Here is a 17,789-nt window from a genome sequence, read left to right on the forward strand (position 1 = left end):
GGGCGTCCGCCCTCGCCTTGTGGATCAGGGCGGCGTTGTGCCAGCGCACCGCCGCCCGCGTCGCCCGATCCCGGTCCGCCCGGGCCCGGGCCAGATCAGCGCGCAGCCGGCGCACCTCGCCGGCCGCCAGCCGCGCCAGCCAGCTACGCATCGGCCACCACCCGGCAGTCCGCCGGCCGCAGCGGCGACAGCTCCTGCACCGGCCGCGACGCCAGCCGGTCCCAGTCCCGGACCAGCCGGGCCGCGAGCCGCCGCCGGCCGCCGCACACCGCGACCATCCGAGACACCCGCCGCCGGCTCCACTTCCTCTCCAGGCGTGGCCGGGGCCAGCCGATCGCGATCGCAGCGAGGACCAGCCGGTCCGTGCGGTCGATGCGCGACACCTCGTCGTCGGGCAGCCGGTCAGCGGGGGTGATCACGGCACCTCCCGACGCACGACCAGCACGGTCACCGGGATCAGCGGATGCTCGTGCCGGAGCCCTGGCACCGTCGTGCGGAACCCGCACGCCTCGCACTGATCGGCGTCGTAGCGGACCAGCGCCCGATCCGGGTCACCCGGACCCATGTGGTCCAGCAGCCGGCCGACGTGCTCCTCCAGCTCGACGACACGCCCACGCGCCTCGTCCCGCTCGGCGGTCAGGGTCATCACCTGGTGGGCAAGGTGCTCCCGGCGGCGTTCCTGCCGGATGATGTCGAGCCGGCTGGCCAGCCGGTCCCGCTCGGCGGTCAGCTGGCGGATCTGCTCTTCGTCGGCGCGGCGCTGCTCCAGCTCGGCGTGGAGCCGGGCGGCCTCGGCCTGGGTGAGCACGATCGTGGGCTCGGGCTCGGCCGCCGGCTCAGGATCGACGTCGGCGGCCGGGGCGGGCGGGGTGGGGTCGTCGTCGACGGCGAGCTGCGCGTCGGTCGCGGCGACCTGGCGGGCGTGGGCGGCCTGCGCGGCCGGGCTGGCCACCACGACCGGCGGGGCCGGCTCGGGCTCGCCGACGGGCTCCGGCTCGGCCAGCACCTCGGCGAGCGTCGGGTGCGTGGCCCGGAGCACCGGCAGGTCGACGTCGCCCGGCTGGGCCGGCTCGACCCCGGCCACCTGCACGCCGGGGTCCGCATCGTCCGGCCGCACGTCGGCCACACCCGGCACCGGGCTGGCCGGGTCCGCCTCGACAACGCCGGCCGCCGGCACCACGGCGGGCGCGGCCGGGTCGGCCTGGTACTGACCGCACGCGCAGTCCAGCTCCCGGCAGCCGCCCCGGCCCCGCTTGTGCGACCACTGGCCGTGCGGACACCACCGGCACAGACCGGCGTCAGGCATCACCTCCGCCACCTCCGCGACGGCGCCGGCGCGGCCGGCGGGGCCGGCTCCTCGAGGGCCGCGCACGCGGCGTCCGTCAGGTGCAGCGGCAGGCCGTAGCCCAGGACGGCCAGCTCAGCGATCGCGAGGTTCAGCAGGACCTCGACGCGCTGCCACGGCATGTCCTCCAGTGCCAGGGCCACCGTCCCGCCGGCGCACGTGCCGGCGTGCTCGCAAGCCATCGCGTCGGTGTGGTGGCGGGCCGACTCGACCAGCTGCCGCAGCTCGGCCCGGTCCTGGTCGGTGGCGGCCGCGATGTGCGGCGGGATCGGCCCGGTCATACCGGCACCACCGGCCCGGCTTCGGTGGCCAGATCCGGCCAGCGGACGTTGCCGATCGCCCGCCGGTGGTGCGGGCTGTGCAGCGGCACCAGCTGCTGCCCGTACGCGGCCAGCGCCATCGTCAGCAACGCCACCGCGTCGGCCTGGTCGTGGCCGTCGACGTGCAGCAGCCGCCCGTACGTGGCGGTGACCGCCTCCAACACCTGCGTCTTGTTGGCGTTGCCCTTGCCGGTGGCCCAGGTCTTCACCTCGGGTGGGTGCACGTCGACGTAGGTGATGCCCTGGTGGTGCAGCCAGTGCTTGATCACGCCGTGCAGCTCGGCCAAGCGCAGCGTGGTGGCGCCCTTGCCGTCGAACAGGGGCAGCCACTCGATGACCACCAGGTGAGGTCGGCACTTCACGGCGGCGGCGACGTCGGCCAGGACGGCGTTGACCCGCTGGTGATCCATGTCCGTCGCGCCGTGCGCGGTGCGGGCGGTGTGGACGGTGCGGGCCAGCAGACCGGCCCGGCCGTGGTGATCGTGGGTCGCGGCCACGCCGGTAGCGGCCAAGGACAAATCCAGGGCGACGATCCGCAGCTCGGTCACGACGGCTCACCGCCCGGCACCGCCACGGTGATCGTGGGCCGCGGCGCAGACCGCACCAGGGCAGCCGTCTCCCGCACCGCATCGGCGAACTCGTCCCCGCCCGCCGAACAGGCGAGAGCGGCACAGACCCGGGCGTGCACGGCCTTCACCACGTGCTCACGGTCGGCGTCCAGCTCGACGATCTCGACCGCCGGATGCCAGCCCGTGATCACCACCGGACCCGCGTACGGCATGTGCCCCGCCCCGAGCGCCATCAGCAGCACCGAGCCGACGACGTTGTAGTCCAGGGCCTTGATGTGGCCGTCGTCGTCGACCCAGCCCATCAGCCCGGACGGCAGGTGGACCATCGCCCACCAGTTGCCGACGGCCTCACGGATCAGGTCGGAGGTGGGGGTGGCCGGGTGGTGGGTGAGGGTGCCGTCGACGTCGACGACCACGTAGCCGCTCACCGGTCCTCACCGCCCGCCGGGGGCTCCTGCTGGGCGATGAACCGCTCCAGGGCGTCGATTACCCGCGCCGCCTGCGACTTCGACAGCTGCGCCGTCGACTCCACCGGGCTGCCGACCACCTCGGCGATGTAGAGCAGCCCCTCGTCGCGGGTCGTGATGCCCGCCTCCCGCAGGCAGGCGTGCAGTTTCCGCGACTGCGCCTCCGAGATGCCGCCGGCCGCCGGCGCCTGCTCGCCGGGAAGCGCCGGGCCCGGCCGCGACGAACGCTGAGCGCGCTGCGCGGCCGGCCGGCCCTCGCCCGGTCCGGCCTGCTGGCGCGGCTGCTGGGCGCGCTGGGCGTACCGGCGCCCGGACGCGGCCTGCCCGTCGTCGTCCTCGTCCTCGGCAGCCACGCCGGTCAACGCCAGCAGCACGTACCGGCGGGCGTAGCTGATCGCCGAGCCCATCTGCTGCGGGTTCTCCGACAGCTTCAGCGGGTACCGGCCGCCCATCTTCTCGCCGGACGGCACGTGCAGCAGCTCGTACTGGAGCACGAACCTGTTGTCGTCGAGCAGGGTCGGCGCGGTGGTGTAGATGATGCCCAGCTCGTTGAGGCGGGCCAGCACCTGCTTGTTGACCTGCACCAGGTCGGCGTACTTCGTGCGCTGGTTGCCGACCTGCCCGTCACGGTTCTTCGTCAGCACCGGCGGGTCGACCTGGAACGCCGCCAGCGCCTCGGACAGGCTCTCGTGCTGCTCGCCCATCAGTACAACGCCATCTCGGTCGCGTCGGCCTCGGCCGCCGGGTCGACGTCGACGCGCAGCAGCTCGAAGCGGCCGGTGGTCGGCGGGATCACCGGCTCGCCCACCAGCTCCCTGGACGTGTCGACGAACCGGGCCACCTGCTGGATGTAGAGGAAGTCGCGGTACTGGTCCGGGCCGGCCAGCACCGGCCGCAGCTCGTAGCCGTTCGGGGTGACGTGCACGGCACCCGTCCACGCCACCTCCGGCATCTCGATGACTTCCTCGTCGCCGGACTCCGGGTCCTTCGCGATCAGGAACTCGGAGTACCGGTACGGGGCCAGCTGCACGGCGGTGTCGCCGAAGATGCCCGTGCGGGTGGTCTTGATGTCGATCAGCGACCGGACGAACCCGTCGGCGGTGCGCTCCAGGTCGTCGTACTCAGGCATGTCGGGGAACCGCAGGTCGGCGATGAGGTCGAGGGTGCCGACGTGGCGGTGCGTCTCGGAGTAGACGACGGCCTCGACGTGCACGGGGTCGACCTGGAACTCGTCGAGGAACTGCACGTACGAGCGGACGTAGCCTTCCAGCAGCGGGGGGATGGTGACCTGCTCACCGAGGACCAGGCGCTCGCCGAGCTTGTGGACCTGCCGGCCGCGGTTGGCGGCCTCGTCGCGGTTGGCGTACCGGCCGGACTTGAGGGCCTTGAGGCGGGCGGCCGGGCCCATGGCTGCGAGGGTGTCCCAGTTGTCGACGGCGTACTCGGCGGTGGCTTCGCCGGCCCAGTTGATGAGGGCGGGCTTGGGCAGGCCGTTGCCGGTGGTGGTGGTGACGCCCTGGACGCGGGCGTCGTTGGCGTCGGCGTCGACGTACCAGTGGTTGCGGCCGTTGCTCTTCTTGACGATCTTCATGGTCGGTGCTCGTTTCTTCTGGGAGCCGGCCGTGCCGGGTGTTGGGCAGGCAGCGGCCGCACGGCGGTCGGGGTGACCCGCCGTGCGGCTGCCGGGGTGGTGCTGCTGGTCATCGGCTGGCCGTCTCGATCTCGCTGACGTGCACGAGGTGGCCGCGCCCGGCGACCTTGCCGTACAGGACCTCGTTGTCGAGGGGCAGGCCGGCGAGCGCCGACCGCATCGCGTACGTGAGGGCGGCCGGGTTGCCGGTGGCGTCCATCCACGACCCGCCGGTGACGTTCTGCCACCAGTCCTCGACGCGGTACTCCTTGCCGGCCAGCCGGGCGTCGGATGCGGTGAGGCGGACGGTCTGCCCGGCGAGCGGGTGGCGGTCCCGGATCACCGGACACCCGCCATCCGGGCACGGGCCTGCTCGCCCAGCTCCCGCAGCCACCGCGCCGCGATGTCCTCCGCGCAGCCCCCGTACCGCGCGAGGGACTGCGCCACCACCGTGTCCGCGTACGCCGGCAGGTGCACCTGCGTGCCGGGCGGAGCCGGCGGCAGGATGTCCGCCGTGTACGTCGTTGTGGACCGCATCCGCAGCCGCAGCGCCGGACCGCCCGGCTCGGGCTGAACGGTGTCGGCCATGTAGTCGGACAGGTCGTGCTGGTCGGCGTCGGCCGGGGGACGGACCAGCAGCAGCAGGCCGACACCGAGGGCGATCGGGGACACGAGGGCGGCACCCTCGATCAGGTCACGGGTGATGCTCATCAGGGGCTCCAGGGGCGGCGGGGCCGGGGGCCGACGACGTGCGCCGGCCCCACAGCAGTCCGAAGGTGAGGGTGCTGCCGGCGAGCAGCACCGCCAGGTAGAAGAGGGCGACCTCGCCGGCCGTCATGCGGCACCACCCAGGAACGCGGCCACGTCCTGCCACCGCGACGACGCCTCGGTCAGCAGCTCACGATGCCGACGCTCTGCGGCCACTTGCACGGCGTACCGCTCGTCGTCCCGGATGCCTTCGACGTGCTGCCGGATCAAGCCGGCGAGGGTGGTGGGGTCCAGTGCGTCCAGCTCCCAGGACTGGCTACCGAACTTCGCCTTGTAGCCCCCGGAGCGGGAGTCGGTTTCCTTGGCCGGGTTGGGCGGCGGGTTGTACTGGCGCACCTGGTCGAAGTTGAGCGCGATCCGGCGGACCTCCAGGTTCGGCAGCCCGTCCGGTTCGGTGAGCGCGTCCTCGTCGTGCAAGGCCCACTCGCCGTGGTCCTCGCCGATGAACAGCTCCAGGCGGTCCCGGATGTCCCGGGTCATGTCGATGCCGGATGGGTCGTGGTCGCCGAGGTGCAGGACGGTGATGGCCTGGCCTCCGTCGAGGTATCTGCCGAGCCGGCGGCCCGCCCGCCACAGCTCGGACTGGCTCACGTATCCCCGACACGAGAAGTACGCGACGTCGAGCTGGGCGGCGATCTGGCCGACGATCCCGGCCAGTGCTTCCTTCTCCACCCAGACCTCGACGCGTCGAGGCTGGTCGGCCCACTTGTCGATCCCGAAGCTGTGCGCGGCGGACCGCATGATGTCGGCCGGGGTCTCCCAGTGGCTGTTCGCGGCGACGCTGCGGGTGCGGTCGACGATGTAGGACCAGTCGAGCAGGCCGGCCATGCGGGCCTTGTTGATGATGGAGCCGATGCGCTTGTAGGACTGGACGGTGTTGGGGATCCAGTCGCGGGCGACGAACTGGTAGTAGAGCTGCCGGAGCGTCAGGTCGAAGCCCTGGGTGGCGTACTCGGAGCAGATGGCCTCGGCACGCCGGATGTCGACGCGGGCGTCAGGGCCCGGCGTCCACGCCTCGTAGTGAATCTTCATGCGGCTGCACCGCCCCGGGTGGGCGCGGCGGGCACCCCCGCGCCCGCCGCGCCCGGCTTGGACCCCGACCGGTCCGAGAACTGATGAGGGGTGCCCGGATGGGCCGGCCCGGTCGGGGAACTCTGGGGCCGCCTCGGCGGGCGGCCGGTGATGGACAGACCGTCGACGCCGTCCGGCAGCGGCGGCGGCACCAGGTCGTCGTCCTCGTCGTCGGTACGGGAGTAGCCCAGGCCCATCGGGTCGGCGTCGACCACACCCAGCAACTCCCGCAACGCACGCTCCGCCTGGATCGCACCGGCGAGCCGGCGCACCTCCTGCTGCCAGAAGTTCCAGCCCGCGTACGCGCCGGCCAGCCGCTGGTTTACGCCCTTGACTCGGTCGGTGGCCAGGTCGTCCCAGTCGGACCGCTCGGCGAGGTCGTTCAGCTCGTCGTTGATCCGGTTCCACTTCGCGGACGCGAGGTTGGCCTGGTGGGTGGCGTTGCGGATCCTGCGCCACAGCTCGTCGAGGTAGGTCCGCTCATCGGGGGTCAGCGGGAAACGCATGGCCGGTCACTCCCCGGTCTTCGCGGGCTGCGCGAACGGGCAGCCGCATCCCTCGACGCGGCAGCCGAGGTGGTCCTCCACGTGCTGGCCGGTGGCGTGCCGGCAGGCCAGGCAGTCCGGGTCGTCGGCGAGCTCCGGGGCGGCCGGCGGCTGGTCGCCGCACGCGGGGCACGCCTCGGTCGGCTCCGTCGGCTGCTCGTGCCACGGATCCGCGCACAGGTCGTCGGCCGCCGGCTTCGGGGCGGTACGGCCCCAGAACTCCACCTTCAAGCGCGGGCCTCGGTCGTCGCTGCCCGGCGCGGTCCATGCGACGCCGATGTGCCCGTTGTTGCCGAACTGCCGGGTCGGCTGCGACAGGGCGGCGGCGATCCGCTCGACCTCCCCGTCGGCCACGTTGAAGCTGACGTCCCGGCCGTACGGCCGCAGCCGGGGCGCGACCGAATCGATCAGCGCCTGCAACGCGGCCAGGTCGGCGTGCAGCTCGTCACGTGCGGCCGTTTCGTGCACGGCGGCCAGTTCGGCGTCGGTGGCCAGCCGCACCTCCGCGCTCGCCGACCAGTTCAGCAGGAACGGCAGCCCGCCGCCGATCGGCGTGACGGTCAGCGCCACCATCGGCACCTCGTCCTGCGGGGCCACGTACGGCAGCACGTGCTCGACGCGGACCACGACGTCCTCGACGACGGCCGCGCCGACGCGGCGGAGGAAGTGCTGACCGGTGTGCAGCTCACCGGCGGTGGTGGTGGGGCGGGTAGTCTCGGTCATCGACCTGCTCCGTTCGTGAAGCGGATGAGTGGGTCATCGCGCGGGTCGCCTTGTCGGAGGCGCCCGCGTCTTGCGGTCCGAGTGGCCGGCCGGAGCCCTACGTCGCGGCCGGCCACCCGGTCAGGCCGGCCCGCCGGGTGTAGCGATCGCCGGCCCCGAGACGGAGGCGGGATCCCGACGGGCCGGAGGTTCGGTGCCATCCCGCCCGGGACCGGGCGGCGGCGGGGGAGTGGACGGGTGGGTCACGCGGCAGCCGCGCTCTCGCGCTGGGCGATGTACGCCTCGGCGGCCGACGTCCGGATCCGGATCCGGGCCTTCTTCGCGCCCGGCGCGGCCAGGTCCACGAACGGCAGGTCCTTCGCCCACAGCGCCCGGTAGACGGTCTGTTTGTCGACGCCCCACAGGGCGGCGACCTCGGTGACCTTGAGCAGCCGGTCCACGTCAGGCCGCCGCCGGCGGGACGACGACCGTGAACAGCTCGTCGAGGGTGGGGGGCTTGAGGCCGGCGGCGGTCAGGGTCTTCTCGTGGCGCTGCAGGGCGGCCACGGTCTGGGCCATGAAGACCTCACCGATGACGCCCTGGCGGGCTCGGCGGACGGTCCGTTCGGTAACCCCGGTCTCTGCCGCGATCTTGGCCGGGGAGTCGCAGCCGATGGCGGCGAACAGCTCGGTGTGACGCGCGACGTCCAGACGTATCCCAGCCGTGTCCGGCTTTACTGTGTCATGGATGTCCGTACTCATGAGGGTCAAGGTAGTAGGACATGCGCGTCATAGCAAGTGCCGGAACGGGGGAACTTGCCTCCGTGTTTGGGTGGTGGCGCAGGGTTGAACGTAGGACACGCATGTCCTTAGACTGTCATCCATGTCCACGCTCCAGGCACGCCGCAACCGGCGAACCGCAATCGCCCAGTCGCTGCGCGACCATCGCGCGTCCCAGAAACGGAGCCACCCGCAACCACCCCGACCACCCCTGCTGGTTGCATTCCGAGGCAGCCGCCTATCCCGCCCGGACACGCATGTCCGCTACGGTGACGGGGTGGCAGAGCGCACCGTCGACCGCGAGGCATGGGCCGCCGTCGTCACCCAGCTCATCCGCGACGAGGCCAACGGCAACACCAGCGCCTTCGCCAAGCTCGTCGGCGTCACCTACAAGACCGTCCGCCGCTGGCTCACCAAGACGACCGACGTCTCCGACGACAGCCTCCGCCAGGTCGCCCGCGCCCTGCACATCAAGCCTGCCGACCTGCTCGTCCGCGTCGGTCTCTACGACGCCGCCGAGATCGCCACCGCCAGCGCTACCCCCCAGATCGCCGCCGACGACCCGGCCATGCGCGTCATCCTCGAAGCCGACGTTCCGCCCCGCGTTCAGCAGCGCATGATTCAGCGCCTGCAGGAGCTACGCGCCCGCGACGCCGAACGGCACGTCGACGAGGTCCGCTGGTGGGTCAACCAGGCCAAGGGGATGTAGGGCGATGGCCTGGATTCGCCAGCTGCCCTCCGGACTGTGGGCAGCCACCGTCAGGCTGCCCAAGGGCAGCGACCCCGACCGCGTCACCGAGACGGACCGGCTCAAGGGCGCCGTCACCAAGTGGGCCGCCGACCTGGAAGCCGACATCCGCCGCGGCGACTGGATCGACCCGCGCGCCGGCAAGAAGACCGTGGGGGAGTGCTGGGAGAAGTGGGGTGCCACCGGCCGCCGGCTGGAACAGGCCAGCCGGCGGCGCGACGAGTCGCACTGGCGGGTGCACGTCGCCCCCCGCTGGGCGGGCACGCCCGTCGGGTCGATACTCAAACCCGACGTCACCGCGTGGGTCGTCGAGATGGAGAGCACCCACAAGCCCAGCTGCCGCAAGCGCGACACCTGCCGCGGCTGCAAGCCGCCCGTCGGCGCGGCCACCATCGAGGGCGCCGTCGGAGTGCTCCGCGCGGTCCTGGACCTGGCCGTCGAGGGCAAGCTGATCCGCGACAACCCGGCTCGCAACATCAAGAAGCCGAAGCGCCGCGCCCACGTCGACCGGATTCTCGACCCGGGGGAGGAGCGGCGGCTCGTCGACGCGCTCGACCGGATGTTCTTCGGCAGGGTGGACGCCGGCCTGTTCGTGGAGCTGATCGCCGACACCGGCATGCGCTGGGAGGAAGCGGCGGCGATCCCGCCGGAGATGATCGACACCCGCAAGCACCGCATCCACATTGCGTGGGTGATGGAGCGCGACGGCACCTGCCGGCCGTACGCGAAGAGCACCGCCGGGAACCGGACCGTGACCTACGGGGAGCAGCTGGTGAAGCGGATCGCCGCAGCGAAGCTCGCCGCGGTGGAGGTGACCGGGGTGTTCCCGAAGGGTGGGCCGACGCGGCTGGTGTTCACCAGCGAGAAAGGCGACGCGCTGCGGTACTCGAACTGGCACCGGCGGGTGTGGACGCCGGCGCTGCGGGGTCTGCCGGAGCGGCCGAAGGTGAAGGGCCACGCCTACCGGGCGGCGGTCGCCGGCGCCGAGCTGGCCGACCCGCAGCCGACACCGCACGATCTGCGTCACGGGTTCGGTACGCGGCTCGCCGACGAGGGTGTGCCGGTGCACGACATCATGGCGTTGATGGGGCACGAGGACCTGCGGTCGGCGCAGCGGTACCTGCACGCGGGGGAGGCCCGGTTCGAGCGGGCCCGCGACGCTCTCCGGCGGGCCCGGACAGCTTCCTCCTAACGCTGCTACCAGTTGCTCCCAAGTTAGGAGAACGCCCCGGCTCATGAGTCAGCGGTGAGTCACGATCATGAGATGCCATGTTGAAAGCGCGTAAAACTGCCTACGTCTCGTCGGGTGGTCCACCGAGGTCAGGGCCTGTTTCGGCAGGTCAGGGCCTTGGCCGGGCATTCATTCACACCGAAGAGGTCACTGGTTCGATCCCAGTATCGCCCACCATCGAAATAGCCAGAAGAGGCACCCTCGGGAAGAGGGTGCCTCTTGCTGATTCCATCGTCAGTTGTCGTTGGGCGTCAGCGGATCGTCAGCGAACGCGTCACGGATGCGTTGATCCCGTCCGTCCGACCGGTGGGTGTAGAGGTTCAGCGTTGTCGACGGCTTCTCGTGGCCCATCACCGCCTGGACGTCGTTGACCGGAACTCCCCGCGACACCAGCTCGGTCGCGTACGAGTGCCGCAGGTCGTGGAAACGCAGACCGCCCGAGGCCATCTTGGCGACGTGTGTGACCGCTTCCCGTTCGGTGGTGAACTCCGCCGACCACTCGACGCCCTCCGAGTCGACCCAGCGCCCCCGCCACTTGAAGTGGTCCAGCCGGTCCACGTTCCCGAGCAACCCGGCACGCACCAAGGACGGCCGCCATACGCGAGCCCGGAACAACGTCCGGCGCAGCGGACCATCGGACGAGTTGGTGAAGACCTCACCGCGAGGGCCGGCGGGGAAGACCTCACGATGGGCGGTCAGCAGCTCGGCGGCGAAGTCCGGCACCGGGACGGTACGCCGACCAGCGCGCGACTTCGGGTAGGGCTTCATGGTCACCGTGCCGGCTACCTCCACCGCGACCCGGACCACCTCGACGGTCTTCGCGGCCAGGTCGAGCGACTCCCAACGAAGCCCAGTGCACTCGCCCCACCGCAGACCGGTTCCGCCCGCCAGGGCGACCAGGGCGCGATACCGGTCGGGAACGGCCGGGAGAAGGTGAGCGACCAGATCCGCACGGGACAGGACGTGCCCGTCGGTGGCCTTCTTCCGCCGAGACGGCACCTTGACGCCCTCGCACGGATTCGTGCCGATGAGCCGATCACGAACGGCCGAGCGGAGAACAGCCGACAGCAGCCGGTAACACTCCGCGACGGTAGCCGGGGAACGGCGGGTGCCGAGGTCCGTGACCCAGTGCTGAACAGCGAGGTGATCGATGCGGGACAGCGGCACGTCCGACCAGCGCGGCAGAACGTGGGTCCGCAGGATCGACGCGTCTCGGGCACGAGTGGTCAGCTCGTCGTTGCGGGACTCCCGCCACCGTTGCGCGTACCTCCCGAACAGCAGGCGACCAGCGTGCGGGTCGACGTAGCCACCCCGACTGATCGCCGTTTCCGTCTCGGCCAGGAACGACGCAGCCTGCCTCCGGGTCGGGTCGGAAACGTCTTAATCGAGCGAAGGATAGTGATGCGCGATGGCCGCATCTGAGAGTGTGAACCCTGTTGACCTGCTGTGCGAGCAGATCGCGGACACGTCGCCGGATGTGTTGCAGGCGATGATCAGGACGTTCGCGCAGGCGGTGATGTCCGCCGAGGCGGACGCGATCTGCGGCGCCGGCTATGGGCAGCGCAGCGATGAGCGGGCGAACTCCCGCAATGGTTACCGGCAGCGGGAGTGGGACACCCGGGCCGGGACGATCGGCCTGGCAATCCCGAAGCTGTGGCAGGGCAGTTCCTTTCCGGACTGGTTGCTGACGCATCGGCGGCGGGCGGAGCAGGCCCTGGTGTCGGTCGTGGCGACGTCGTATCTCCTGGGGGTGTCGACGCGGCGGGTGGAGAAACTCGTCGAGCAGCTCGGGATCCGGCAGCTGTCGAAGTCGCAGGTGTCGGAGATGGCCGCCCACCTCGACGCGCAGGTCGAGGCGTTCCGCAACCGGCCCCTCGACTCAGGGCATTACACGTTCGTGTGGATGAACGCCCTGACGATGAAGGTCCGCGAAGCCGGCCGGACCGTCAACGTCCACGCGCTGATCGCTGTCGGGGTCAACGCCGACGGACAACGTGAAGTCCTCGGCCTCGACGTGGCCTCCGTTGAAGGCGGCGCCGGCTGGCTGGCGTTCCTGCGGTCGTTGACCGCCCGCGGCCTGTCCGGCGTCCGTCTGGTCATCTCCGACGCCCACGCCGGCCTCGTGGCCGCCATCGGCGCGGCCCTGCCCGGAGCATCGTGGCAGCGGTGCAGGACCCATTACCTGCGCAACCTGCTGACGAAGGTGCCGAAGTCGGCGCAGCCCTGGATCGCGACCCTGGTCCGCACGATCTTCGACCAGCCCGACGCCGACGCCGTCCGGGCCCAGTTCCCGCGTGTTGTGGCCACGATCGAGGCGAAGTTCCCGGCTGCGGCCGAGCACCTCGACGCCGCCCGCGACGACCTGCTCGCCTTCACCGGCTTCCCGAGTGAGATCTGGCGCCAGATCTGGTTGAACAACCCGCAGGAGCGCTTGAACAAGGAGATCCGCCGCCGCACCGACGTCGTCGGGATTCTCCCCAACCGACCAGCGATCATCCGCCTCGTCGGCGCCGTCCTGGCCGAGCAGACCGACGAATGGACCGAAGGCCGCCGCTACATGGGCCTGGAACTCCTCACCAAAGCCCGCATGGTCGCGATCAACACCGACCAACACGACACCGACCAGCCCGACCCCACCCCGATCGCCGCATGACATCAGACCGGATCACGCGATGGCCGTCTCTTACACCACTCGCGCGGACGCGCCCTCGTATCGCCTCGCTCAGGTTAGCGTGTGGTGTGGCCGATGGCGGAGTGGCGAAGCTGCGGGGGTTGGCGCGTAATCGGCGGGCGCCTCAGGATGTCCTCGTGCGGCTGGCACGTCACGCACGAGCGGCGCACGAGATGTCGTGGCGGCGTGGCATGTTGCTGGATCCGGTGGCTGTCGAGATCTTGGCGCATCGTGATCCATCCACAGTGCTGCACCTGCGTCGGAGTCGGGTCTCGTCGGCGGTTGTAAGGCGGATCGCGGCTGATTCCGATGCGCGCATCCGCGACGCTCACTTGGACTTCGTCCGCTCGATGATTGAACGGGCTGTCTCCTTGCCTATCGACGATCTCGAGGAGGCGCTCGGTCGGCCACGGGCGCTACTGGCTGCCGATCCGGATCCGGCTGTCCGTGCCGCCGTGGCTGACGCGTGGTGGGAGCGGCCCGCTGATGTCCATGTTGCGCTCTTGACCGACGCGGTACCGGCGGTTCGGGCGGCTGCGGTTCGCCGAGGGCACCCATCCGTGCCGATGGACCTGCAGCCAAGGTGTCTGGCCGATCCGGCCACTCGTGCACATGTCGCCCGCTATGCGCAGTTGACACCCGCACTTGGTATGGATTTAGCCATGGATCCGGACGAGGAGGTTCGCCAGGCCGCGGCGCGAAACCCCGCACTGCCAGCCGAGGCGGTCGCGCGGCTGGTGGCCGATGCCGATCCCGGGGTGCGGGGCAACATTGCGCAGCACCGGCTCGTTGATACGCAGACCCGCGACCGGCTCTACGCGCAGCTGACCGAGGAGTCGAAGGCCGGCAGTGTCGAGGCGCAAGTTGCGCTGGAGTGGAACTTTCTCGAGCCCGATTGGGTGTGCGAGGAGCCTCCGCCGGACCGCTTGGCGTACCTCGAGTCCCCGCACGTGGTGTTCCGCCGAGCCCTTGCCCGGAGCCGGGACCTACCACCGGAGGCATGGCAGCGGCTTGACGCCGACTGCGACTGGCGAGTACGCCGTTACGCGGCCATGCGCCCGGACGTACCCCCGGCGGTGCTGGAACGCCTCGTCCGCGAACACGGCGACGGTGGCCCGTTCCGCCCGGGAATGGTCGAGCATCCCAACTTCCCGCGCGAAGTGCTGCCCACCTTCACCGACGCCGAGGACGCCCGCGTTCGCCGGCTGGCCCTGCACGACACGAACCTGCCGCGGCCGTTACTCGCCCGCCTTACCGCCGACCCGGATGCGCACGTGCGCCGGGCTGCGGCGGAGCACCCGGGACTGGACGAAGAGCTGTTACAGGTCTTGCTCACCGATGGGGACGCTGACGTCGTCGCGAATGCGGCGGCGAGCGACGCGCTGCCGGTCGTGTGGATGTACCGGATCCTCGACGGAGCCGGCCTGTGACAGCGGGCGCAATGCACGTCACCCTGACTCAGGGCGGGCCGGTAGACCCGTTCGAGGTCAGCGATTAGCTCCGCGGTGACTCGGCGTCGGGCCTTGCCGACGGCGTCACGAGGCCGGATCGTGGCCAGGTTCCGACCTCCCGTGTGCGCGAAGACCAGATGCATCGATGACGGTGGAACAACGGGTGCGTGGCGCACTTACCAGAGTGGGGGATGGCGGGCGGCATGCGCTTTTCTAGCGTCGATTCGTCCGGGTGACGCCCGTGGGCTCGAGGAAGGGTTCGACATGTCCGAACCAATCACGTGCCTGGATATTTAGGACTGCACGGATGCTTTCGACCCTCCGGCAGTGCTGCGCGACCTGAGCGCAGAGCAGCCGCTGCCCAGGATGGTCTATCCCGACGGGCACGTCGGCTGGTTGGCGACGGGGCTCGACGCGGCCAAGGAGGTCCTGAGCAGCCCGGCTTTCAGTCACAACTTCCACTCGGCGCACTTTCCCGTCACCAAGAAGGGCCAACCCTTCCCGCCGATGCCGATCATCCCGGGCAGGTTGATCCACACGGACCCGCCCGAACACAAGCGCTATCGTGCCATGCTGGCCGGCGAGTTCACCACGCATCGGGTAGCGGTGCTCGGTGAGCGCATCGAGGTGGCAGCCGCGGAGCAGCTCACCGCGCTGCGCACGCTGGGCCCGCCCGCCGATCTCGTCGCGGTTACGTACAGCCGCTGTGCCGCCGGGTCTTCAACGATCTGCTCGGCGTGTCGGACTAGGGCGGGGCGATCCTCGCCCGACTGACCGAGACCTCCAACGACGACGCCGTTCCTGTCGAGGACGAACGTGCCGCGTCGAAGGATGCCTTCCTCTACCTGCGCGACTGCGTCGAGAAGGAGCGCGCTGACCCCGGCGACTCGATGATCGGCCGGCTGACGGCCGTGCCCGGGCTCACCGACCGGGAGATAACCAACATGCTCCGCGTCGTCATCGCGGCCGGCCTCACCACCTGCGAGGGGGCGCTGGCGGCCACCAGCCTGGCGCTCGCGCACCACCGGAAACAGCTGGACGCGTTTCTTGCCGCCTGCGCCGCGGGGACCGGCATGGACAACGCCGTCGAGGTTGGCGGCCACCTGATTCGTTCCGGTGACACCGTCACGAGATCCCTCCCGCCCGCTAACTGCGACGGGGCCCGCTTCCCGCACACCGACCTGCTCGACCTGAGCCGGGACCCCTCCGGGCATCTCGCGTTCGATTACGGCGTGCACATCTGTCTCGGGCAGCGCCTCTGCCCGTACCCTGCTGGCGATCGCACTGCGGACCCTGGTCACCGGCCTGCCAGGGGTGGCGCTGGACGTGCCCCTCGGTGAGGTTCGGTTGCGCACACGTACGCCGGTGTTCAGTCTCCACGACCTGCCCGTCAGGTAGTGAGCGACGGCTCGGCTGTCTGGCCGGGCTCGGCACCGCCGCGGTCCTGGTCCACCCCCGACTACCACGTCTTCGGCCCGGTCGGGGACCTCGTGCTGGTCCCCGCCCTGCTGGAGGACCTGAGGAGGCAGCTGAACCGGGCGTGACGACCCACGATACGGTGGGTCGTCATAGCCGTCCCTCTGAGGCAGTTTCATGGAAATCGGGCTGATCAGCCTCGCAGACCTCACCTCCGATCCGCGTGCGGGCTCGGTGGCACCCGACGAGGGGATCCGTCGCATCGTGCGGCTCGGGCAGCTCGCCGAGCAGGCCGGCCTCGACGTCTTCGCGGTCGGGGAGCACCACCACCCCAACTACGAGGTGTCCTCGCCCGCCGTGGTGCTGGCCGCTGTTGCCCGGGCCACCCGCCGCATCAGCCTCGCCAGCGCCACCACCCTGATCGGAGTCCTCGACCCGGTGCGGGTCTACGAGGGCCTCCCACCCTCGACGCGCTGTCCGGCGGCCGGGCCGAGATCACCGTCGGGCGCGGCGCGTTCCCCGAACCGTTCGACCTGTTCGGATACGACATGAACGACTACGACGACGTGTTCACCGACCATCTCGACCTGCTCCTGAAGATCACTCGGCAGTCCTCCGTCAGCTGGCAGGGTGCGCACCGGGCGCCGCTGCTCGGCTCCTGGGTCGGCCCCCGCGCGGTGCAGCGACCACTGCCCGTCTGGGTCGGTGCCGGCGGTAACCGCGGCAGCCTGGTGCGCGCTGGCTCGCTCGGGCTGCCCGTGGTCACGGCGGTCACACCGGGGTCCACGGTGCGGCTGGCCGAGAACCTCGATGCGTACCGCGGGACGGCGGCCTCGTACGGTCACGATCCGGCCGCGTTGCGGGTGGCGACCACGAGTCAGGCGTATGTCGTACCGGAGCCGGGCCAGGCCGAGGCGTTCTACCCGTACTGCGCGGAGTACCTCGACCTGCATTCGCGCGGGCGGATCATCCTCGACCGGGAGGGCTTCGACCGGCACGCCGCCGGTGCGGAGGCGTTGCTGGGCGGGGACCCGGCGCAGGTTGCCGAGAAGATGGCGGAACAACACCGGTTGCTGGGCCAGGATCGGCTGTTGCTGCAGGTCGACGCCGGTGGGCTGCCCTTCGAGGACGTCGCCCGCACCATCGAACTTCTCGGCCGCGACGTCGTGCCCGCGGTCCGCGCCGCCCTGACCACCGCCACCACGACGGGAGCCCCACGATGACCATCACAGACCCCGCCGGGGCCACCGTTCTGTCGCTGCGCGCCGCCGGCTGCGTCTTCGCCGAGGAAGAGGCTCACCTGCTGGTCGAGGCCGCCCGCACGCCGGAGGAACTCGCCGCCATGACCCGGCGGCGGGTGGATGGCGAGCCGCTGGAGGTCATCCTCGGCTGGGCCGACTTTTGTGGTCTGCGCATCGCCGTCGATCCCGGTGTGTTCGTGCCCCGCCAGCGCACCGCCTACCTGGTGGAGCAGGCCGTGGCCGTCACGTCTCCCGGCGCGTTGGTGGTCGACCTGTGCTGCGGTACGGGAGCGATCGGCGTCGCGGTCGCGTCCCGGGTGCCCGGCCTCCGGCTGCACGCTGCCGATGTCGAGCCCGCCGCCGTTCGGTGCGCACGCCGCAACGTCGAGCCGATCGGTGGTCAGGTCCACGAGGGCGACCTGTACGGCGCCCTGCCGGCCGAGTTGCGTGGCACCGTGGACGTCCTGACGGTCAACGCCCCGTACGTGCCCACCGACGAGGTCGCGATGATGCCACCCGAGGCACGCGAGCACGAACCCCGGGTGGCGTTGGACGGTGGCGCCGACGGCGTCGAGGTGCACCGCCGGGTCGCCGAGTACGCCGCGCGGTGGCTCGCGCCCGGCGGGCACCTGCTCATCGAGACCGGCGAGAGCCAGGCCGCCCTGACAGCCGCCGCGATGTCGGCCCACGGGTTGGAGGCGCACACCGCCACGTCCGACGAGTGGTACTGCACCGTCGCCATCGGGCGACGCCCACACGTCAGTCAACCCGGGGGATAGGGCACGACGCTCCCCGCCGTCACGTTCCTGACCAGACGGGTCAGGCGTCGGCATT

26 protein-coding genes are annotated in these 17,789 nt (G+C 71.1%); 10 read left to right on the forward strand and 16 right to left on the reverse strand.

The genetic code is table 11. From position 1 onward, the window contains the following. Nucleotides 1–143: 143 nt before the first annotated feature. The 15 genes from GA0070616_RS21570 to GA0070616_RS21635 form a co-directional block, all read right to left on the reverse strand. Nucleotides 144–419, reverse strand: coding sequence for a hypothetical protein (locus GA0070616_RS21570; protein ID WP_091086202.1), 276 nt, complete (start codon nt 417–419; stop codon nt 144–146). Continuing rightward, entirely contained in the window at nt 416–1,306 is an 891-nt protein-coding gene (locus tag GA0070616_RS21575; protein ID WP_139128960.1) for a coiled-coil domain-containing protein, read from the reverse strand. The genes GA0070616_RS21570 and GA0070616_RS21575 overlap by 4 nt, the downstream gene beginning before the upstream one ends. Then, nucleotides 1,306–1,626, reverse strand: a complete 321-nt coding sequence (locus tag GA0070616_RS21580; protein ID WP_091086209.1) for a hypothetical protein — start codon at nt 1,624–1,626, stop codon at nt 1,306–1,308. The genes GA0070616_RS21575 and GA0070616_RS21580 overlap by 1 nt, the downstream gene beginning before the upstream one ends. After that, on the reverse strand, nt 1,623–2,213 hold the full coding sequence (locus GA0070616_RS21585) for a crossover junction endodeoxyribonuclease RuvC (RefSeq protein ID WP_091086213.1): 591 nt from the start codon (nt 2,211–2,213) through the stop codon (nt 1,623–1,625). The genes GA0070616_RS21580 and GA0070616_RS21585 overlap by 4 nt, the downstream gene beginning before the upstream one ends. Further along, nucleotides 2,210–2,662 (reverse strand): DUF3846 domain-containing protein, encoded by a 453-nt coding sequence (locus GA0070616_RS21590; RefSeq protein WP_091086217.1) that lies wholly within the window; start codon nt 2,660–2,662, stop codon nt 2,210–2,212. The genes GA0070616_RS21585 and GA0070616_RS21590 overlap by 4 nt, the downstream gene beginning before the upstream one ends. Next, nucleotides 2,659–3,405: an ERF family protein gene (locus GA0070616_RS21595; RefSeq protein WP_091086220.1), complete on the reverse strand. Its 747-nt coding sequence runs from the start codon at nt 3,403–3,405 to the stop codon at nt 2,659–2,661. Before GA0070616_RS21595 ends, GA0070616_RS21590 begins: the two co-directional genes overlap by 4 nt. Next, a complete protein-coding gene (locus tag GA0070616_RS21600; RefSeq protein ID WP_091086224.1) occupies nt 3,405–4,292 on the reverse strand; it encodes a hypothetical protein in 888 nt (295 codons plus the stop codon). Before GA0070616_RS21600 ends, GA0070616_RS21595 begins: the two co-directional genes overlap by 1 nt. Before the next feature lie 109 nt (nt 4,293–4,401). Next, a complete protein-coding gene (locus tag GA0070616_RS21605; protein ID WP_091086227.1) occupies nt 4,402–4,674 on the reverse strand; it encodes a hypothetical protein in 273 nt (90 codons plus the stop codon). Further along, entirely contained in the window at nt 4,671–5,042 is a 372-nt protein-coding gene (locus tag GA0070616_RS21610; RefSeq protein WP_091086231.1) for a hypothetical protein, read from the reverse strand. The genes GA0070616_RS21605 and GA0070616_RS21610 overlap by 4 nt, the downstream gene beginning before the upstream one ends. Continuing rightward, entirely contained in the window at nt 5,026–5,169 is a 144-nt protein-coding gene (locus tag GA0070616_RS28295; RefSeq protein WP_175440159.1) for a hypothetical protein, read from the reverse strand. Before GA0070616_RS28295 ends, GA0070616_RS21610 begins: the two co-directional genes overlap by 17 nt. Continuing rightward, complete coding sequence (locus tag GA0070616_RS21615; protein WP_091086234.1) at nt 5,166–6,131, reverse strand: hypothetical protein; 966 nt, start codon at nt 6,129–6,131, stop codon at nt 5,166–5,168. The genes GA0070616_RS28295 and GA0070616_RS21615 overlap by 4 nt, the downstream gene beginning before the upstream one ends. Next, nucleotides 6,128–6,676: a hypothetical protein gene (locus GA0070616_RS21620; protein ID WP_091086238.1), complete on the reverse strand. Its 549-nt coding sequence runs from the start codon at nt 6,674–6,676 to the stop codon at nt 6,128–6,130. Before GA0070616_RS21620 ends, GA0070616_RS21615 begins: the two co-directional genes overlap by 4 nt. A 6-nt stretch (nt 6,677–6,682) precedes the next feature. Continuing rightward, on the reverse strand, nt 6,683–7,438 hold the full coding sequence (locus tag GA0070616_RS21625) for a hypothetical protein (protein ID WP_091086241.1): 756 nt from the start codon (nt 7,436–7,438) through the stop codon (nt 6,683–6,685). Between the two features lie 242 nt (nt 7,439–7,680). Beyond that, on the reverse strand, nt 7,681–7,878 hold the full coding sequence (locus tag GA0070616_RS21630) for a helix-turn-helix domain-containing protein (RefSeq protein ID WP_091086245.1): 198 nt from the start codon (nt 7,876–7,878) through the stop codon (nt 7,681–7,683). A gap of 1 nt (nt 7,879) precedes the next feature. Next, a complete protein-coding gene (locus GA0070616_RS21635; protein WP_091086248.1) occupies nt 7,880–8,179 on the reverse strand; it encodes a hypothetical protein in 300 nt (99 codons plus the stop codon). Nucleotides 8,180–8,474: 295 nt separating this feature from the next. On the opposite strand from GA0070616_RS21635, the gene GA0070616_RS21640 reads away from it, so the two are divergent. Both GA0070616_RS21640 and GA0070616_RS27740 read left to right on the forward strand, forming a co-directional pair. After that, a complete protein-coding gene (locus tag GA0070616_RS21640) occupies nt 8,475–8,906 on the forward strand; it encodes a helix-turn-helix domain-containing protein (protein WP_091086252.1) in 432 nt (143 codons plus the stop codon). A 4-nt stretch (nt 8,907–8,910) separates the two neighbouring features. Next, nucleotides 8,911–10,137 (forward strand): tyrosine-type recombinase/integrase, encoded by a 1,227-nt coding sequence (locus tag GA0070616_RS27740; RefSeq protein WP_139128962.1) that lies wholly within the window; start codon nt 8,911–8,913, stop codon nt 10,135–10,137. Between the two features lie 273 nt (nt 10,138–10,410). Here GA0070616_RS27740 and GA0070616_RS21650 read toward each other — a convergent pair whose 3' ends face one another. Then, complete coding sequence (locus GA0070616_RS21650; protein WP_245712853.1) at nt 10,411–11,175, reverse strand: tyrosine-type recombinase/integrase; 765 nt, start codon at nt 11,173–11,175, stop codon at nt 10,411–10,413. 409 nt (nt 11,176–11,584) lie between these two features. On the opposite strand from GA0070616_RS21650, the gene GA0070616_RS21655 reads away from it, so the two are divergent. The 8 genes from GA0070616_RS21655 to GA0070616_RS21685 all read left to right on the forward strand — a co-directional run bounded on the left by GA0070616_RS21655 (nt 11,585) and on the right by GA0070616_RS21685 (nt 17,734). After that, nucleotides 11,585–12,829 carry an IS256 family transposase gene (locus GA0070616_RS21655; protein WP_091086262.1) on the forward strand — a complete coding sequence of 415 codons (1,245 nt, stop codon included), beginning with the start codon at nt 11,585–11,587 and terminating at the stop codon, nt 12,827–12,829. Nucleotides 12,830–12,984: 155 nt separating this feature from the next. Beyond that, nucleotides 12,985–14,277, forward strand: a complete 1,293-nt coding sequence (locus GA0070616_RS21660) for a hypothetical protein (RefSeq protein WP_245712854.1) — start codon at nt 12,985–12,987, stop codon at nt 14,275–14,277. A 348-nt stretch (nt 14,278–14,625) separates the two neighbouring features. Next, complete coding sequence (locus GA0070616_RS21665; protein WP_091086270.1) at nt 14,626–15,072, forward strand: cytochrome P450 family protein; 447 nt, start codon at nt 14,626–14,628, stop codon at nt 15,070–15,072. 116 nt (nt 15,073–15,188) lie between these two features. Further along, nucleotides 15,189–15,638 carry a cytochrome P450 family protein gene (locus tag GA0070616_RS21670; protein WP_091086273.1) on the forward strand — a complete coding sequence of 150 codons (450 nt, stop codon included), beginning with the start codon at nt 15,189–15,191 and terminating at the stop codon, nt 15,636–15,638. A 57-nt stretch (nt 15,639–15,695) separates the two neighbouring features. Further along, nucleotides 15,696–15,842 carry a hypothetical protein gene (locus GA0070616_RS28300; protein ID WP_175440160.1) on the forward strand — a complete coding sequence of 49 codons (147 nt, stop codon included), beginning with the start codon at nt 15,696–15,698 and terminating at the stop codon, nt 15,840–15,842. Nucleotides 15,843–15,891: 49 nt separating this feature from the next. Beyond that, the gene (locus tag GA0070616_RS29215; protein ID WP_091086277.1) at nt 15,892–16,266 is read left to right on the forward strand and encodes an LLM class flavin-dependent oxidoreductase; all 375 of its coding nucleotides are present in this window, start codon (nt 15,892–15,894) and stop codon (nt 16,264–16,266) included. Further along, nucleotides 16,209–16,937 (forward strand): LLM class flavin-dependent oxidoreductase, encoded by a 729-nt coding sequence (locus tag GA0070616_RS21680; protein WP_281188616.1) that lies wholly within the window; start codon nt 16,209–16,211, stop codon nt 16,935–16,937. Before GA0070616_RS29215 ends, GA0070616_RS21680 begins: the two co-directional genes overlap by 58 nt. Then, complete coding sequence (locus tag GA0070616_RS21685; RefSeq protein WP_091086281.1) at nt 16,934–17,734, forward strand: putative protein N(5)-glutamine methyltransferase; 801 nt, start codon at nt 16,934–16,936, stop codon at nt 17,732–17,734. Before GA0070616_RS21680 ends, GA0070616_RS21685 begins: the two co-directional genes overlap by 4 nt. Nucleotides 17,735–17,789: the final 55 nt, after the last annotated feature.

The sequence above is a fragment of the Micromonospora nigra genome, assembly GCF_900091585.1.
Classification (GTDB): Bacteria; Actinomycetota; Actinomycetes; order Mycobacteriales; family Micromonosporaceae; genus Micromonospora; species Micromonospora nigra.

Excerpts from the sequence above, each read along its gene's own strand:
- GA0070616_RS21670 (WP_091086273.1), top strand. The coding sequence starts at position 15,189 with ATGATCGGCCGGCTGACGGCCGTGCCCGGGCTCACCGACCGGGAGATA.
- GA0070616_RS21685 (WP_091086281.1), top strand. The coding sequence starts at position 16,934 with ATGACCATCACAGACCCCGCCGGGGCCACCGTTCTGTCGCTGCGCGCC.
- GA0070616_RS21580 (WP_091086209.1), bottom strand. The coding sequence starts at position 1,626 with ATGACCGGGCCGATCCCGCCGCACATCGCGGCCGCCACCGACCAGGAC.
- GA0070616_RS21655 (WP_091086262.1), top strand. The coding sequence starts at position 11,585 with ATGGCCGCATCTGAGAGTGTGAACCCTGTTGACCTGCTGTGCGAGCAG.
- GA0070616_RS28295 (WP_175440159.1), bottom strand. The coding sequence starts at position 5,169 with ATGACGGCCGGCGAGGTCGCCCTCTTCTACCTGGCGGTGCTGCTCGCC.
- GA0070616_RS21620 (WP_091086238.1), bottom strand. The coding sequence starts at position 6,676 with ATGCGTTTCCCGCTGACCCCCGATGAGCGGACCTACCTCGACGAGCTG.
- GA0070616_RS21610 (WP_091086231.1), bottom strand. The coding sequence starts at position 5,042 with ATGAGCATCACCCGTGACCTGATCGAGGGTGCCGCCCTCGTGTCCCCG.
- GA0070616_RS21615 (WP_091086234.1), bottom strand. The coding sequence starts at position 6,131 with ATGAAGATTCACTACGAGGCGTGGACGCCGGGCCCTGACGCCCGCGTC.
- GA0070616_RS27740 (WP_139128962.1), top strand. The coding sequence starts at position 8,911 with ATGGCCTGGATTCGCCAGCTGCCCTCCGGACTGTGGGCAGCCACCGTC.
- GA0070616_RS21635 (WP_091086248.1), bottom strand. The coding sequence starts at position 8,179 with ATGAGTACGGACATCCATGACACAGTAAAGCCGGACACGGCTGGGATA.
- GA0070616_RS21595 (WP_091086220.1), bottom strand. The coding sequence starts at position 3,405 with ATGGGCGAGCAGCACGAGAGCCTGTCCGAGGCGCTGGCGGCGTTCCAG.
- GA0070616_RS21575 (WP_139128960.1), bottom strand. The coding sequence starts at position 1,306 with ATGCCTGACGCCGGTCTGTGCCGGTGGTGTCCGCACGGCCAGTGGTCG.
- GA0070616_RS29215 (WP_091086277.1), top strand. The coding sequence starts at position 15,892 with ATGGAAATCGGGCTGATCAGCCTCGCAGACCTCACCTCCGATCCGCGT.
- GA0070616_RS21625 (WP_091086241.1), bottom strand. The coding sequence starts at position 7,438 with ATGACCGAGACTACCCGCCCCACCACCACCGCCGGTGAGCTGCACACC.
- GA0070616_RS21600 (WP_091086224.1), bottom strand. The coding sequence starts at position 4,292 with ATGAAGATCGTCAAGAAGAGCAACGGCCGCAACCACTGGTACGTCGAC.